The sequence below is a fragment of the Pseudomonas sp. R1-6 genome (assembly GCF_051132115.1).
In the GTDB taxonomy this organism is placed as follows: domain Bacteria; phylum Pseudomonadota; class Gammaproteobacteria; order Pseudomonadales; family Pseudomonadaceae; genus Aquipseudomonas.
Genome location: NZ_CP071662.1, coordinates 1,444,594 through 1,459,311, shown reverse-complemented (window position 1 = coordinate 1,459,311; position 14,718 = coordinate 1,444,594). Strand labels below are relative to the sequence as shown.

Here is a 14,718-nt window from a genome sequence, read left to right as displayed (position 1 = left end):
TCCTCCTTAACGGTTTTCCAGACTGGCCGCGCGAGCGTAGGGCAGCGCGCTTTCAGTGCCCTTCAATGCAGCCTGTTGGGCATGCTGGCGCAGGTAGTTAGGCAGGCGCTGATCGTGCCAGCCTGGCTGTCCTTGCAGGACACCATTGTTCATCGGGCCAGCAGCTTCCGAACCTTCACTGTAGCCGGCCAGCACCGCAGGACCTTTGACCTGTGGCGTTGCCAGGCTTGGCTGGTTCGATTGCTGCGCCATTTGAACGCCAGCGATCTCGTCCTGGTTGTACAACCGCACACCGGCCAATACCGCTACGGTGACCGAAGCAGCTACAGCCAGGCGACCCAGGCTGCGCCATGGACCGCGGGAGGCTTTTGCCGGTACGGCTTCATCAGCCAGCGCAGCAGACACTGCCGCAGCGATATCCAGACGCGGAAGCAGCAGGTCCTTGTGCATGACAGCCCGGGCGATCTGATAGCGCGCCCAGGTCTCACGGGTTTCAACATCGTCGAAGGCATTCAATACCCGACGTAATTCCAATTCGTCCGCTTCGTTATCCATCACTGCGGACAGCGATTCCTGCAGGGCTTCACGACTCATGGCGTTCCTCTCTTGGCTGTCGCCGCTGTCTCAGTTTTCCTGCAACAACGGTTGCAGGGCTTTATCGATGGCCTCCCGAGCGCGGAAGATCCGGGAGCGCACGGTACCCACCGGACATTGCATGACGCTCGCAATGTCCTCGTAACTCAGACCGTCGAATTCACGTAAAGTTAAAGCCGTACGCAAATCTTCAGGCAATTGCTGGATGGTTCGATGGACGGTGCCTTCGATCTCATCCCGCAGTAATGCACGCTCCGGAGATTCGAGGTCCTTGAGGCCATGATCGCCATCGTAGAACTCAGCGTCTTCGGAACTCACATCACTATCCGGCGGCCGGCGGCCGCGTGAAACCAGATAGTTTTTCGCCGTGTTAATGGCGATGCGGTAAAGCCACGTGTAAAACGCGCTATCCCCGCGGAAATTTCCAAGTGCGCGGTAGGCCTTGATGAAGGCTTCCTGGGCAACGTCCTGGGCTTCATGGGTGTCGTGCACGAAACGCACGATCAACCCGAGAATTTTGTGCTGGTATTTCAGCACTAGCAGATCGAAAGCTCGCTTGTCGCCGCGCTGAACGCGTTCGACCAGCTGCTGATCCTCTTCCTGGGTTAGCATGAACACTCCTCGATAAGCTCGAAGGAGGGTTGCACTACTAATCGACCGGGCTTGCAAACATAGACTCGGGCTTTTCGCAAAAGTTCTCCCCCTTCCAAGCAAGTTTCCGGCGCGCTCTGATCCGGCACGCACGAAAAACGCAGCACGAGATTCCCCGGCTGCGCGAATAATCTGTCGCCGGGCCTGTCGGACGAGGACTTGAATCGAAGTCCTTAACCAACCCGACGCTGTTCCCTTTTGCAGACAACCGTCTATTGAACGTAGGCGCTTGGCAAAAGTTCCCGCTATTTTCAGCTCTTCGAAACGAAAATCTGGCAACCGTGACGAGATAAACAACGTTCTGTCCGCGAAAACGTCGCGTTGTCGCCATTTTAAGAAAACCCTGATCCGACGAAGCGTGTTGTTTTTCCGTCACGCTGGTTTCACATCGCCATGATTGCCCGGCTATTGTGCCGATCCCCCCCTCTATATACTAGTGGGCTGCAAGGCTGCCCGACCCGTCAAACGGATGTCCGGCGCCAACCCCTCACGGGTCGCTTTGAGCGGAAATCATTCGAATGAGCCAACAGTTCCAACATGATGTTCTGGTAATCGGCAGCGGTGCCGCCGGATTGAGCCTGGCGTTGACTTTGCCTGCGCATCTGCGCATCGCCGTGCTGAGCAAGGGCGACCTGGCCAACGGCTCGACGTTCTGGGCCCAGGGCGGCGTCGCGGCCGTACTGGATGACGCCGACACGATCCAATCCCACGTCGACGACACACTCAACGCTGGCGGCGGGCTGTGCAATCAGGATGCGGTGCGCTTTACCGTCGAGCACAGCAGGGAGGCCATCCAATGGCTGATCGACCAAGGCGTGCCATTCACCCGCGATGAGCAGTCCGGCACCGAAGATGGCGGCTTTGAATTTCACCTGACCCGCGAGGGCGGCCATAGCCATCGGCGGATCATCCATGCCGCCGATGCGACCGGCGCGGCGATTTTCAAGACGCTGCTGGCCCAGGCCAGGCAACGGCCGAACATCGAGTTGCTGGAGCAACGGGTCGCGATCGATCTGATCACCGAAAAACGCCTGGGTCTGAACGGTGATCGCTGCCTGGGCGCCTATGTGCTCAACCGTGGCACGGGCGAAGTCGACACCTACGGGGCGCGCTTCGTGATCCTGGCCTCCGGTGGCGCGGCCAAGGTCTACCTCTACACCAGCAACCCGGACGGCGCCTGCGGTGACGGCATTGCCATGGCCTGGCGTTCCGGTTGCCGGGTGGCGAACCTGGAGTTCAACCAGTTCCACCCGACTTGTTTATATCACCCGCTCGCCAAGAGTTTTTTGGTGACCGAGGCCCTGCGCGGCGAAGGCGCGCACCTGAAGCTGCCCAACGGGGAACGCTTCATGCAGCGCTTCGATCCCCGCGCCGAACTGGCCCCACGGGACATCGTTGCCCGAGCCATCGACCATGAGATGAAGCGCCTGGGCATCGACTGCGTTTACCTGGATATCAGCCACAAGCCCGAAGCGTTCATCAAGAGTCATTTCCCGACGGTCTACGAACGCTGCCTGGAATTTTCCATCGACATCACCAAGCAGCCTATCCCGGTGGTGCCGGCGGCGCATTACACCTGCGGCGGGGTCATGGTCGATCAGTTCGGTCGCACCGACGTCCCCGGCCTGTATGCCATTGGCGAAACCAGTTTCACCGGGCTGCACGGCGCCAATCGCATGGCCAGCAATTCGCTGCTGGAATGTTTCGTCTACGCCCGCTCGGCAGCGGCCGACATCCTTGAGCAATTGCCGCGCATCGACATACCTGCCGCCCTGCCCTCGTGGGATGCCAGCCAGGTCACCGACTCGGATGAAGACGTCATCATCGCCCACAACTGGGACGAACTGCGGCGCTTCATGTGGGACTACGTTGGGATCGTGCGCACCAACAAACGCTTGCAACGGGCCCAGCATCGGGTACGACTGCTGCTCGATGAGATCGATGAGTTCTACAGTAACTACAAGGTCAGCCGGGACCTGATCGAACTGCGCAACCTCGCGCAAGTGGCCGAATTGATGATTCGCTCGGCGATGGAACGCAAGGAAAGTCGAGGGTTGCATTACACCCTCGATTACCCGGATCTGTTGCCCGAGCCATTGGATACTATCCTGGTGCCGCCCACCTACGCCGGCGGAACCTGAGCCGCACTCGCAGGCGTCGGTGCACATCCGGCGCCAGCGCATCACGGGGCACACACAGCGAGCGGACCCGCCGCTCGCCCTGGAGCCGAAAGCGCAACACGACGATTATCGGCAATGCGAGGCTATCGGGCCGCAACTGCACCGATTGCCAGCCGCCGTCGGAGCTCCATAGCTGCCAGCCACCGGCATCGCGACGCAAGCCGCGAAACGCCTGTCGATGGGTCAGCAGCAGGTGTCGCGGAAGTACCCAGGCGCCATGGCCCAGGCACAGTATGATGCCGACGGCTGCGAACCCGGGTGGAACGGCCAATAGCAACAACGAGCCAAGGGCGAACAGCTGCGCCAGCAGATAGGCCGCCAACAACTGCCCGGAGGCGCGCCAGCGGCATTCGAAGCGATTACTTGGGTTGGACACGGTCCAGGATCATCCGGACCATGCGCTGCAACTCCGGATCTTCGGACTCACTGCGTTCCATGAACCAGCCGAACATGTCCTGGTCCTCACATTCCAGCAGGCGGACGTAGCATGCACGGTCAACCTCATTGAGGTGGGGGTAGACCTCCTTCACGAAAGGCACCAGCAACACGTCAAGCTCAAGCATGCCGCGGCGGCTGTGCCAGTAGAGGCGATTCAGTTCAACATCTTCGACCATGGAGCGCTCCTCAAATAGGGCGCAAGTATACAGGCCCGGCCGTGGCGGAACACACGGCTTTGTCGGCCGTCGACGATCCTTTGGCAACTACCCATTTCAAGGGCGCCCCCTTATGATGTCCACCAGACTTTTTTACCCTGCGATGACCCATGGCTGATTCCGCTTTTTTCTGCACCCTGTCCCACGAAAGCATTCTCGCGGTCCGCGGCGTGGATGCCGGTAAATTCCTGCAAGGCCAATTGACCTGCAATCTCAATTACCTGAGCGACAGCCGGGCCAGCCTCGGCGCCCGCTGCACACAGAAAGGCCGGATGCAATCAAGCTTCCGGATCCTGCTCGAGGGCGACGGCGTACTCATGGCGATGGCCAGCGAGTTACTCGAACCGCAACTGGCGGACCTGAAAAAATACGCGGTGTTTTCCAAATCCAAACTCACCGATGAAAGCCCGGCCTGGGTTCGCTTCGGACTGGAAAACGCTGACGCGGCCCTCAGCGAACTGGGCCTGGAGCTGCCGGCCGACACCGATAGCATGGCACGCCATGAATCCTTGATCGCCATCCGCGTATCCCCGGGCCGCGCCGAACTCTGGGTCCGCGCCGAACAGGCCGATACGCTGCGCGCTCGCCTGGGCTCGCGACTGGGCGAAGGCGACTTGAACCGCTGGCTGCTGGGCCAGGTTCGTGCGGGAATCGGCCAAGTCATGGCGGCCACACGCGAACTGTTCATTCCTCAGATGCTCAACCTGCAGGCCGTTGGCGGTGTCAGCTTCAAGAAAGGCTGCTATACCGGCCAGGAAATCGTCGCGCGCATGCAGTACCTCGGCAAGCTCAAGCGCCGCCTGTATCGCCTGCAACTGGACGCCGCCGAGTTGCCGGAGCCTGGCACCCCGCTGTTTTCCCCTACGCATGGCAGCTCGATCGGCGAGGTCGTCATTGCTGCCCGGGCCGAGCAGAATATTGAACTGCTGGGAGTGTTGCAGGCCGAAGCCGCCGAGGATGGCAATTTGCACCTCGGTGCTTTGGAAGGACCCGCGCTACAATTGCTGGACTTGCCTTACGAACTGGACCGCGACCGCGAAATCCAGCGTTGATCGCAACATTTTGTCGCAACACCTAGAGAACCGAAATGAGCGATTTGGCGGATAAGGTCCAGCGGGATTTGGTGGCGGCCATCGATAAGGACGACCTGGTCCTGCCCACACTACCGGAAGTGGCCATGCAGATTCGCCGGGCCGCGGAAGATCCGGAGATCAGTGTCAGTAACCTGAGCAAAGTGATCGGTCGTGACACGGCACTCTCGGCGCGCCTGATAAAAGTGGTCAACAGCCCGCTGCTACGCGCCACGCAGGAAGTGACGGACTTGCACACGGCCATCACTCGGCTGGGCGTCAACTACAGCAGTAACCTGGCGATTGGCCTGGTCATGGAGCAGATATTCCATGCCCGCTCCGATGTTGTGGAACAGAAGATGCGTGAGGTGTGGCGCAAGAGCCTGGAGATCGCCGGTGTCAGTTATGCGCTATGTCGCAGCTATACCCACCTCAAGCCTGACCAGGCCGCGCTGGGCGGATTGGTCCATCAGATCGGCGTGCTGCCGATCCTGACGTACGCCGAAGACAACAACGAATTGCTGTCGGATCCAATCAGCCTCAACCACGTCATCGAGACGATTCATCCCGTGTTGGGGGACAAGCTGCTCAGCGTCTGGGAGTTTCCGGAACGATTGATGAAGTTGCCGGGGTTGTATCTGGATTTCACCCGGGATTCGGAACAACTCGATTACGTCGACCTGGTGCAAGTCGCTGCACTGTACTGCTACAAGGACTCCGATCATCCGCTGAGCAGGATCGACGTATTTGGCGTCCCCGCGATCAAGAAGCTGGGCATTGACCTGGACAACCACGACCGCTGCGCGGATCTGGAAGAAGCGCGGTCGATGTTTTACTGACAAAGCCCGTTGTGGCGAGGGACTTTGCTCCCTTTCCACGGGTTTTGCATTGCCTGGCTTAGCCGGGGATAAAACTCACCCGCACCTTCAGCCCACTCTCCTGCCCGTCATGCAGGGTGATCTGGGCCAGATGCGCGCGACAGATTTCCCCGACGATCGCCAATCCCAAGCCAGAACCGGCCACTTGCTGGTTGCGTCGATAGAAGCGCTCGAATACTCGCTCGCGCTCAGTCTCAGGAATGCCGGGGCCGTCGTCCTCGACTTCCAGGATCGCCGGCGCGATCACCCGCAGGATGACGTTGCCACCCGAGGGGGTGTGGGCCAGGGCGTTGTCCACCAGGTTGCTCAACAGTTCGTTCAGCAACGTCGGTTCGCCCCGCAACCAGACGGGCTCATCTGCCTCCAGCGCCAACGCGACCCCACGGGCATGGGCCAAAGGTGCCATGGCCATGCCCAGCTCACGGGCGAGCTGGCTCAGGTCGAGCAATTGCGCGCCGCCCTCGGCAATCGCCCGGGCGCCATTTTCCACCCGGGCCAATGACAGCAACTGGTTGGCCAGGTGGGTCAAGCGGTCGGTGCCCTGGGCGGCGGTCTCCAGGGTTTGGCGCCACGTGGCCGGTTCGCTGGCGCGCAGGCCCAGCTCCAGGCGAGCCTTGAGGGCGGCCAATGGCGTTCGCAGCTCATGGGCGGCGTCGGCAATGAATTGCGCCTGACGCTCGAATTGGCCACGCAGGCGCTCGGTGAAGTGATTGAGTGCCCGTACCAGCGGCCATAACTCATGTTGGACTTCCACCAGCGGCAGCGGTCGCAGATCGTCTGGCTGCCGCTCTTCCACCGCCGTGCGCAAGCGTTCCAGGGGACGCAGCGCGGCACTGACCGCGAACCACACCAAAAGCAGCGCACCCACCGCCAGCATGCCCAACCGCAGCAAGGTATCGGCCATCAAGCTGCGCGCCATGCTGACCCGCGCCTCTTCGGTTTCCGCCACGCGGATTTCCGCCATGCCGTTCATCTCCGGCTCGCTCACGGCCTTGAGCAGGCTTACGACGCGCACATTCTGGCCCTGATAAGAGGCGTTATAGAAGCGCGCCAGCGCGGGGTAATCGTCCGTGCGCGGCGTACCCGGCGGCGGGCCAGGAAGATTTTCGTACCCGGAGATCAGCTTCTGGTGGATATCGTTGACCTGATAGTAGATACGCCCGGCGCTGTCATAGGCGAAGGTGTCCAAGGCCACGTACGGCACGTCCGCACTCAGGGTGCCGTCTCGCTGGGAAAGCCCGGCGGCAATGGTCCGGGCCGAAGCCAGCAACGTCCGGTCATAGGCAGTATCGGCCGCTTCGCGACCATTCCAATAGGCACTCAGCCCACTGGCGAGCATCAGCACCACCAGCAGCGATGCAAGGTTGCGAAGGAGCCGCCAGCGCAGGCTGTCGGGCTTATGCATCACGGGTTTCCAACAAATAGCCCAGGCCCCGGAACGTCACGATCGCCACCGCATGGCCATCGAGTTTCTTACGCAGCCGATGAACGTAGATCTCGATGGCGTCGGGGCTGGCCTCTTCGTCCAGGCCAAACACCTGGGCGGCCAGTTGTTCCTTGCTCATCACCCGCCCCGGTCGAGCTATCAACGCCTCCAGGACCGCCTGCTCGCGGGAGGTCAAGGTCATCAATTCCTCATCAAGCGTAAAGCGGCGGGTGTCCAGGTCGTAGACCAACCCACCGCAGCGCTGCTGGCGCTCGCCCCCGAGTACGCTACGGCGCAGCAACGCCTTGACCCGGGCTTCCAGCTCGGTCAGTTCGAATGGCTTGGCCAGGTAATCATCGGCGCCGAGGTTCAGGCCGTGGACGCGGTCCTTGACGTCGCTGCGCGCGGTCAACATCAGCACCGGCAAGGTCTTGCCCCGCGCCCGCAAGCGCGCCAGCACTTCGAAACCGTCCATGCGCGGCAGCCCCACATCTAGAATCGCCACGGCGTATTCCTCGCTGCTCAGGGCCAGGTCAGCGGCCACCCCATCGTGCAGCACGTCCACTGTCAAACCCGTGCTCTTGAGCGCCTGGGCGACACTTTCGGCCAGCTGCAGATGGTCTTCGACGAGCAGAACACGCATGGGTTTTTCCTCGATTCAGGGATGGCCGGCGCCATTCTTTGGCGCGGAGTTTACAGCCGCATCCGCCACTGTGAAGCCAAAAATCATCCTGAAAGCTTTTGAAAGGTTAGCGAAAGGTTGGGTCGTTAGAGTCGCTCCACGGACAGTTTCGACTGCCGGTCGCGACACACCTCGCGAACGAAAAACGCCACGAAGCGTTTTCGCCGAATAAAAACAATAAGCGGAGTATTCACCATGCTGTCCATACAGCTCCAGGCTTCAATGCCCACCCGCCTTTGCTGCCCCAACCAGACTACCCTTGCCTGTGCCTCTGCGCAGACCGAACTGCTGCGTCTTTGACACGCGTTCAGGGGTCTGCACCGTACATGTTCTGCGAAGCCTGATTTGAAACACAAAACAACAACTCCTGTGGAGACAAAAATGAACCTAGCACTGCGTAAAGTAGCCCTTGCCGTCGGATGCCTGATGCTCGCCGGGCAAACGCTCGCCGCTGATTCGTCCAAAGAGCCGAAGCGCCCTGAGTGCATCGCCCCCGCCGCACCCGGCGGTGGTTTCGACCTGACCTGCAAATTGGCGCAAAGCGCACTGGTCAATGAAAAGCTGCTGACCAAGCCGATGCGCGTCACCTACATGCCCGGCGGTGTCGGCGCGGTGGCCTACAACGCAGTGGTTGCGCAGCGCCCGGCAGACGCCGGCACGCTGGTGGCCTGGTCCAGCGGCTCGTTGCTGAACCTGGCGCAAGGCAAGTTCGGCCGTTTCGATGAAACCAATGTGCGCTGGCTCGCTGCCGTCGGCACCAGCTATGGCGCCATCGCGGTGAAAAGCGATTCGCCCTACAAGAATCTCGACGATCTGGTACAGGCTCTGAAGAAAGATCCTGGCTCGGTGGTGATCGGCTCTGGCGGCACCGTCGGTAGCCAGGACTGGATGCAGACCGCTTTGATTGCCAAGGCCGCCGGTATCGACCCGCGCAAACTGCGCTACGTGGCCCTTGAAGGCGGCGGCGAAATCGCTACCGCTCTGCTCGGCGGTCATATCCAGGTGGGCAGTACGGACATCTCCGACTCCATGCCACACATCCTGAGCGGCGACATGCGTCTGCTGGCCGTATTCTCCGATAAGCGCCTGGAAGAGCCGGAAATGAAAGACATCCCGACCGCCGTGGAACAAGGCTACGACATCCGCTGGCCGGTGGTACGTGGCTTCTACCTGGGCCCGAAGGTCACCGATGAGGAATACGCCTGGTGGAAAAACGCCTTCGACAAACTGCTGGCCTCCGAAGAGTTCGCCAAGCTGCGTGACCAGCGCGAACTGTTCCCGTTCGCCATGACCGGTCCGGAGCTGGACACCTACGTGAAGAAGCAAGTGGCCGACTACAAGATGCTGGCCAAAGAGTTCGGCCTGATCCAGTAATCGCCCCTGTCTCGCGGCGGCGTCGGCACAACCGGCGCCGCCCAGGAGTTAGTCATGCTCGTCATCCAACGTATTGTTGCCGCGGTGCTGCTGCTGGCCTGTATCGGCCTGGCGCTGATGGCCTGGCCTTATCAGGCCGCCTTTTCCTATGAACCGGTCGGCCCGCGCGCCTTTCCCCTGCTGATAATCGGGCTGATGGGGCTGGCGCTGCTGTACATGCTGTTTCGTCCTACCCCCGTCGTGCACAGCGAAGACGACCCGCAACTGGACCGTGAAACCCTGCAGAAAATCGGCATCTGCGTTTTGCTGCTGTTGGTCTTCGCCGGAACGTTCGAACCCCTGGGCTTCATCCTCGCCAGCATTGTCACTGGCGTGCCGATGGCGCGCCTGTACGGCGGCCGCTGGGTACCGAGCGTAGTGATCATCAGCCTGATGGCCATTGGTCTTTATCTGTTGTTCGACAAGCTGATGGACGTGCCGCTGCCCCTGGGCCTGCTCGACGTCCTGGAGAATTGATATGGATACCCTGAATTATCTCGGCCAGGGTTTTGGCGTTGCATTGACTCCCTACAACCTCGTCACCGCGTTGAGCGGCACCTTGATCGGCACCGTCGTAGGGCTGCTGCCGGGCCTGGGCCCGATCAACGGCGTGGCGCTGCTGATCCCGATCGCCTTCGCCCTGGGCCTGCCGCCGGAGTCGGCGTTGATCCTGTTGGCGGCCGTTTACCTGGGCTGCGAATACGGCGGGCGTATCAGCTCGATTCTGCTCAACATCCCGGGCGAAGCGTCCACTGTAATGACCACGCTGGACGGCTATCCAATGGCTCGCCAAGGCCTGGCCGGGGTCGCTTTGTCATTGTCGGCGTGGAGTTCGTTCCTCGGCGCGCTCATCGCCACCTGCGGCATGGTGCTGTTTGCTCCCTTGCTGGCCAAATGGGCAATTGCCTTCGGACCGGCGGAATATTTCGTACTGATGGTGTTCGCCATCGTCTGCCTGGGCGGCATGGCCGGTGATCGACCGCTCAAGACGTTCATCGCCGCGCTGATCGGTCTGTTCCTGTCGTGCGTCGGCATCGACGCCAACAGCGGCGTCTACCGCTTCACCGGTGACAACATTCACTTGACCGATGGCATCCAGTTCGTCGTGCTGGTGCTGGGCCTGTTCTCCATCAGCGAGATTCTGTTGCTGCTGGAAAAAACCCATCGCGGCCAGGAAGCTGTGAAAGCCACCGGGCGGATGATGTTCAACGTCAAGGAAGCTGCCTCGGTGTTCTGGGTGAACATGCGCTGTGGCGTGCTCGGTTTCATCATGGGCGTATTGCCAGGTGCCGGCGCGACCCTGGCCAGTGCCGTAGCCTATATGACTGAAAAACGCATGGCCGGTGCCACCGGTACGTTCGGCCAGGGCGACAAGCGTGGCCTCGCGGCGCCGGAAACCGCCATCGGTGGCGCAGCCTGCGGCGCCCTCGTGCCTATGCTGACCCTCGGCGTTCCCGGCTCGGGCACCACGGCGGTCATGATCGGCGCGCTGTCGCTGTACAACATCACCCCCGGCCCGCTGCTGTTCCAACAGCAACCGGACATCGTCTGGGGCCTGATCGCCTCGTTGTTCATCGCCAACGTCATGCTGGTGATCCTCAACATCCCTATGATCCGCGTGTTTACGCGCATCCTGGCGGTGCCGAACTGGGCGCTGGTGCCGGTCATCGCAATCATCACCGGGATCGGTGTCTATGCGGTACACGCCACCACGTTCGACCTGTTCCTGATGATCGGCATCGGTATCTTCGGCTATATCCTGCGCAAGCTTGAGTTCCCGCTGTCGCCAGTCCTGCTGGGCTTCATCCTTGGCGGCCTGATGGAGCAGAACCTGCGTCGTGCGTTGTCGATCTCCAACGGCGCGCTGGAAATCCTCTGGTCGAGCCCGATCACCTTCGGTTGCTGGGTCCTGACCGCAATCATGTTGTTCCTGCCGCTGCTGCGCATCTGGCGTCGCCGCAGTGCCCAGCGTCGTGCCCTGGCCAATGCCTGAGACGACAACTTTCAGACAATGGTGGGGAACACCGCTGGTCGGTCTGGCCGGCGGTTATCTGGCCAGCCTGATCGGCTGGCCCTTGCCCTGGATGGTCGGCTCGCTGTTGGCGATCATCCTGGTGCGCTGCCTCACGCCATGGCAATTGATGGAAATCCCCGGCGGCCGCAAATGCGGCCAATGGGTGGTGGGCATCGGTATCGGCCTGCACTTTACGCCAGTGGTGATGGAGCAAGTCCTGAGCCACTTCGGCCTGATTTTCTTCGGCGCGCTGATCACCAGCGTGTCCAGCGTGGTGAGCGTGTGGCTGATGCGCCGCACCGGCGAGGACCGCGCCACCGCTTTCTTTTCCAGCATGCCAGGCGGTTCCGGCGAAATGGTCAACCTCGGCGCCCGCAACGGCGCGATGCTCAGCCATGTCGCCGCGGGCCAGAGCCTACGCGTGCTGGTGGTGGTGCTGTGCGTTCCCGCCGCCTTCAAGTACCTGCTGGGCGAAGGCACCCCACTGCAACACGCCACGACGGTGGACTGGATGTGGCTGGCGATCCTGTTCCCGGCCGGTGCACTGCTCGCCTGGATCTGGGAGCGCCTTCGCCAGCCCAACCCATGGCTGTTCGGTCCGCTGTTGGTCAGCGCGGCGGTGAGCATCGGCTGGGATTTGCACATCGGCCTGCCCGACGGCGGTAGCCAGATCGGCCAATGGCTGATCGGCAGCGGCCTGGGCTGTCATTTCAACCGGCAGTTCTTCCGCCGGGCACCGTCGTTCATGGGGCGTACATTGGTTGGCACGGTATTGACGATGCTGATCGCCACGCTCGCGGCCCTGGGCCTGAGCACCTTGACTCACCTGGATTTGCGTTCGCTGACCCTGGGCATGATGCCCGGTGGCATCGCGGAGATGAGCCTGACGGCGGAAACGTTGCAATTGTCGGTGCCGTTGGTCACGGCGTTGCAGGTGATGCGGCTGCTGTTCGTGCTGTTCCTGGCGGAGCCGTTGTTCAGGTATTGGATGCGCAAGACAGGTTCAAGCTTGTAACCGAGTTGCCTCATCGCGAGCAGGCTCGCTCCCACGGGAGTCTGCGGCGAGTATCCATTTGGCGTCCCACCACAAAACCTTTGTAGAAGCGAGCCTGCTCGCGATGGGGCCCGCTCGACCAGCGCGTCAAACCGGCGGCAACCGCCACTCGATTGGCTTCTCGCCGTGCTGCTCCAGAAACTTGTTGGCCCGGCTGAAATGCCCGCAACCAATAAAGCCCCGATGGGCCGACAGCGGTGACGGATGCACCGAGGTCAAGACCAAATGCTTGGTTGCATCGATCAGCTTCTGTTTGCTCTGGGCATGGGCGCCCCACAGCAGAAACACCAGGTTCGACTGGTGTTCGCTGACCACCTCGATGACCCTGTCGGTAAAGTGCTGCCAACCTTTCTTGGCGTGAGCGTTGGCATTGGCGCGTTCAACGGTCAGGGTGGTATTGAGCAGCAATACGCCCTGTTCGGCCCAACTTTGCAGGTAACCGTGGTTGGGAATGTCGATGTTCAGGTCGCGCTTCAATTCCTTGTAGATATTCACCAGCGATGGCGGTGTCGGCACGCCCGACTGCACCGAGAAGCACAAGCCATGTGCCTGGCCCGGCCCGTGGTAGGGATCCTGGCCGAGGATCACGACCTTGACCTTGTCCAGCGGAGTGGAATTGAGGGCGTTGAAAATCAACGGGGCCGGAGGGTAGATCTCCTTGCCGGCGGCGTATTCACTGCGCAGGAATTCGCGCAACTCTGCCATGTAGGGCTGGTCGAACTCGGCACGCAGTGCCTGCTTCCAGCTGGGTTCGAGCTTGATACGGTCGTCAGCGGTCATGGTTGTACCCGGTAAAAACAATGGGCGCACCCTAGGAAAGCCCACAAGGCTTGTCAATTGATCTGACACGGATCCGGCACTTTCCCGTACAGCAGTCATACTGATCATTCAATTTCTGATCGAGGTCACGATGAATCTGCACTTCGAAGAACTCACCGGCATCGATGGCGCGCGCCTGGGCATCGCCACCCTGGACGCCGAAAAATCCTTGAACGCCCTCTCCCTGCCAATGATCAACGCCCTGCGTGATCGGCTCGACACCTGGGCCAGGGACCCGCAGATAGTCTGCGTATTGCTGCGCGGCAAAGGTGCCAAAGCGTTTTGCGCCGGTGGCGAGGTCCGCAGCCTGGCAGAAGCTTGCCGCGCCCACCCCGGCGAGGTGCCGCCGCTGGCCGCGCAATTCTTCGCCGCCGAATATCGCTTGGACTTCAATCTCCATACCTACCCCAAGCCATTGCTGTGCTGGGGCCATGGCTACGTGCTCGGCGGCGGCATGGGATTGCTGCAAGGCGCGAGCACGCGGATCGTCACGCCGAGCAGTCGGTTGGCGATGCCCGAAATCAGCATCGGGTTGTACCCGGATGTAGGCGCCAGTTGGTTCCTGTCGCGCCTGCCGGGCAAGCTGGGCCTGTTTCTCGGCCTGACCGGTGCCCACATGAACGCGCGCGACGCCATCGACCTGGGCCTGGCCGATCGTTTTTTACTCGATGAGCAGCAGGACGACCTGATCGAGGGCTTGTTGCAACTCAATTGGCAGGAACAGACCGAGATGCAACTCAACAGTCTGCTCAAGGCCTTGCAGCAAGAAGCGCTGACCCAGTTGCCCGAAGCCCAGTGGTTGCCCCGTCGGCACAAAATCGACGAATGGCTGGATGTCAGTGACGTCCGCTGCGCCTGGAAGGCCCTCAGCTTGCTGGTGGAGCATCCTGATCCGCTGATCGCCCGCGCGGCCAAGACCATGACCGAGGGCTCGCCGTTGACGGCGCACCTGGTCTGGGAGCAGATAAGCCGGGCGCGGCATTTGTCGTTGGCCGGTGTGTTCCGCATGGAGTACACCTTGAGCCTGAACTGCTGTCGCCATCCGGAATTCAGCGAAGGCGTGCGGGCGCGATTGATCGACAAGGATCACAAACCCCACTGGCACTGGCCGGACATCAATCATGTACCGGAAGCAGCGGTGCAAGCGCATTTTCACAAGGTGTGGGAGGGTCGGCATCCGTTGGCGGATTTGTCCAACGAATAACCGAGCCAGAATCATATCCCCGCAGGAGAAAACTCACTCCCACAGAGGTCATCCCGCCGGATTTATCGCAGGCACAAAAA

At 61.2% G+C, this 14,718-nt stretch carries 15 protein-coding genes; 8 read left to right on the top strand and 7 right to left on the bottom strand.

What is annotated here, in order from left to right; genetic code table 11:
* Positions 1–6 precede the first annotated feature (6 nt).
* Positions 7–594 (bottom strand): sigma-E factor negative regulatory protein, encoded by a 588-nt coding sequence (locus tag J3P81_RS06885; protein WP_039593313.1) that lies wholly within the window; start codon positions 592–594, stop codon positions 7–9.
* Between the two features lie 30 nt (positions 595–624).
* The gene (rpoE, locus tag J3P81_RS06880) at positions 625–1,206 is read right to left on the bottom strand and encodes an RNA polymerase sigma factor RpoE (RefSeq protein ID WP_003172477.1); all 582 of its coding nucleotides are present in this window, start codon (positions 1,204–1,206) and stop codon (positions 625–627) included.
* Between the two features lie 557 nt (positions 1,207–1,763).
* Between rpoE and nadB the strand changes: the two genes are divergently transcribed.
* Positions 1,764–3,386, top strand: a complete 1,623-nt coding sequence (nadB, locus tag J3P81_RS06875; RefSeq protein WP_434562820.1) for an L-aspartate oxidase — start codon at positions 1,764–1,766, stop codon at positions 3,384–3,386.
* On the opposite strand, the gene J3P81_RS06870 is transcribed toward nadB, so the two are convergent.
* A complete protein-coding gene (locus J3P81_RS06870; RefSeq protein WP_434562818.1) occupies positions 3,349–3,801 on the bottom strand; it encodes a protein YgfX in 453 nt (150 codons plus the stop codon). The two genes, nadB and J3P81_RS06870, sit on opposite strands and share 38 nt — an antisense overlap.
* Positions 3,785–4,039, bottom strand: coding sequence for a succinate dehydrogenase assembly factor 2 (locus J3P81_RS06865; RefSeq protein ID WP_003184348.1), 255 nt, complete (start codon positions 4,037–4,039; stop codon positions 3,785–3,787). Before J3P81_RS06865 ends, J3P81_RS06870 begins: the two co-directional genes overlap by 17 nt.
* Positions 4,040–4,188: 149 nt before the next feature.
* Here J3P81_RS06865 and J3P81_RS06860 point away from each other — a divergent pair, with 149 nt between their 5' ends.
* Together J3P81_RS06860 and J3P81_RS06855 are read left to right on the top strand one after the other, a co-directional pair.
* A complete protein-coding gene (locus J3P81_RS06860) occupies positions 4,189–5,130 on the top strand; it encodes a YgfZ/GcvT domain-containing protein (protein WP_434562816.1) in 942 nt (313 codons plus the stop codon).
* Positions 5,131–5,165: 35 nt separating this feature from the next.
* Complete coding sequence (locus J3P81_RS06855; protein ID WP_434562814.1) at positions 5,166–5,987, top strand: HDOD domain-containing protein; 822 nt, start codon at positions 5,166–5,168, stop codon at positions 5,985–5,987.
* Positions 5,988–6,045: 58 nt separating this feature from the next.
* On the opposite strand, the gene J3P81_RS06850 is transcribed toward J3P81_RS06855, so the two are convergent.
* Together J3P81_RS06850 and J3P81_RS06845 are read right to left on the bottom strand one after the other, a co-directional pair.
* Complete coding sequence (locus J3P81_RS06850) at positions 6,046–7,431, bottom strand: sensor histidine kinase (protein ID WP_420766713.1); 1,386 nt, start codon at positions 7,429–7,431, stop codon at positions 6,046–6,048.
* On the bottom strand, positions 7,424–8,095 hold the full coding sequence (locus tag J3P81_RS06845) for a response regulator (RefSeq protein WP_420766714.1): 672 nt from the start codon (positions 8,093–8,095) through the stop codon (positions 7,424–7,426). The genes J3P81_RS06850 and J3P81_RS06845 overlap by 8 nt, the downstream gene beginning before the upstream one ends.
* Positions 8,096–8,515: 420 nt before the next feature.
* On the opposite strand from J3P81_RS06845, the gene J3P81_RS06840 reads away from it, so the two are divergent.
* The 4 genes from J3P81_RS06840 to J3P81_RS06825 are packed head-to-tail and all read left to right on the top strand — an operon-like array spanning position 8,516 to position 12,576.
* A complete protein-coding gene (locus J3P81_RS06840; RefSeq protein ID WP_434562812.1) occupies positions 8,516–9,508 on the top strand; it encodes a Bug family tripartite tricarboxylate transporter substrate binding protein in 993 nt (330 codons plus the stop codon).
* A 54-nt stretch (positions 9,509–9,562) separates the two neighbouring features.
* A complete protein-coding gene (locus J3P81_RS06835; protein ID WP_434562810.1) occupies positions 9,563–10,024 on the top strand; it encodes a tripartite tricarboxylate transporter TctB family protein in 462 nt (153 codons plus the stop codon).
* Between the two features lies 1 nt (position 10,025).
* On the top strand, positions 10,026–11,540 hold the full coding sequence (locus J3P81_RS06830; protein WP_420766717.1) for a tripartite tricarboxylate transporter permease: 1,515 nt from the start codon (positions 10,026–10,028) through the stop codon (positions 11,538–11,540).
* Positions 11,533–12,576, top strand: a complete 1,044-nt coding sequence (locus J3P81_RS06825) for an AbrB family transcriptional regulator (protein WP_434562808.1) — start codon at positions 11,533–11,535, stop codon at positions 12,574–12,576. Before J3P81_RS06830 ends, J3P81_RS06825 begins: the two co-directional genes overlap by 8 nt.
* 126 nt (positions 12,577–12,702) lie before the next feature.
* Here J3P81_RS06825 and ung read toward each other — a convergent pair whose 3' ends face one another.
* Positions 12,703–13,395 carry a uracil-DNA glycosylase gene (gene ung / locus J3P81_RS06820; RefSeq protein WP_434562806.1) on the bottom strand — a complete coding sequence of 231 codons (693 nt, stop codon included), beginning with the start codon at positions 13,393–13,395 and terminating at the stop codon, positions 12,703–12,705.
* Positions 13,396–13,525: 130 nt separating this feature from the next.
* On the opposite strand from ung, the gene J3P81_RS06815 reads away from it, so the two are divergent.
* Positions 13,526–14,638, top strand: a complete 1,113-nt coding sequence (locus tag J3P81_RS06815) for an enoyl-CoA hydratase/isomerase family protein (protein WP_420766720.1) — start codon at positions 13,526–13,528, stop codon at positions 14,636–14,638.
* The last annotated feature ends 80 nt before the right edge of the window (positions 14,639–14,718 follow it).

Bases quoted from the DNA above. Each gene is read 5' to 3' on its own strand.
- J3P81_RS06830 (WP_420766717.1), top strand. From the start codon at position 10,026: ATGGATACCCTGAATTATCTCGGCCAGGGTTTTGGCGTTGCATTGACT.
- J3P81_RS06865 (WP_003184348.1), bottom strand. From the start codon at position 4,039: ATGGTCGAAGATGTTGAACTGAATCGCCTCTACTGGCACAGCCGCCGC.
- J3P81_RS06815 (WP_420766720.1), top strand. From the start codon at position 13,526: ATGAATCTGCACTTCGAAGAACTCACCGGCATCGATGGCGCGCGCCTG.
- ung (WP_434562806.1), bottom strand. From the start codon at position 13,395: ATGACCGCTGACGACCGTATCAAGCTCGAACCCAGCTGGAAGCAGGCA.
- J3P81_RS06850 (WP_420766713.1), bottom strand. From the start codon at position 7,431: ATGCATAAGCCCGACAGCCTGCGCTGGCGGCTCCTTCGCAACCTTGCA.
- J3P81_RS06855 (WP_434562814.1), top strand. From the start codon at position 5,166: ATGAGCGATTTGGCGGATAAGGTCCAGCGGGATTTGGTGGCGGCCATC.
- J3P81_RS06835 (WP_434562810.1), top strand. From the start codon at position 9,563: ATGCTCGTCATCCAACGTATTGTTGCCGCGGTGCTGCTGCTGGCCTGT.
- rpoE (WP_003172477.1), bottom strand. From the start codon at position 1,206: ATGCTAACCCAGGAAGAGGATCAGCAGCTGGTCGAACGCGTTCAGCGC.
- J3P81_RS06845 (WP_420766714.1), bottom strand. From the start codon at position 8,095: ATGCGTGTTCTGCTCGTCGAAGACCATCTGCAGCTGGCCGAAAGTGTC.
- J3P81_RS06860 (WP_434562816.1), top strand. From the start codon at position 4,189: ATGGCTGATTCCGCTTTTTTCTGCACCCTGTCCCACGAAAGCATTCTC.
- J3P81_RS06885 (WP_039593313.1), bottom strand. From the start codon at position 594: ATGAGTCGTGAAGCCCTGCAGGAATCGCTGTCCGCAGTGATGGATAAC.
- J3P81_RS06840 (WP_434562812.1), top strand. From the start codon at position 8,516: ATGAACCTAGCACTGCGTAAAGTAGCCCTTGCCGTCGGATGCCTGATG.
- J3P81_RS06825 (WP_434562808.1), top strand. From the start codon at position 11,533: ATGCCTGAGACGACAACTTTCAGACAATGGTGGGGAACACCGCTGGTC.
- nadB (WP_434562820.1), top strand. From the start codon at position 1,764: ATGAGCCAACAGTTCCAACATGATGTTCTGGTAATCGGCAGCGGTGCC.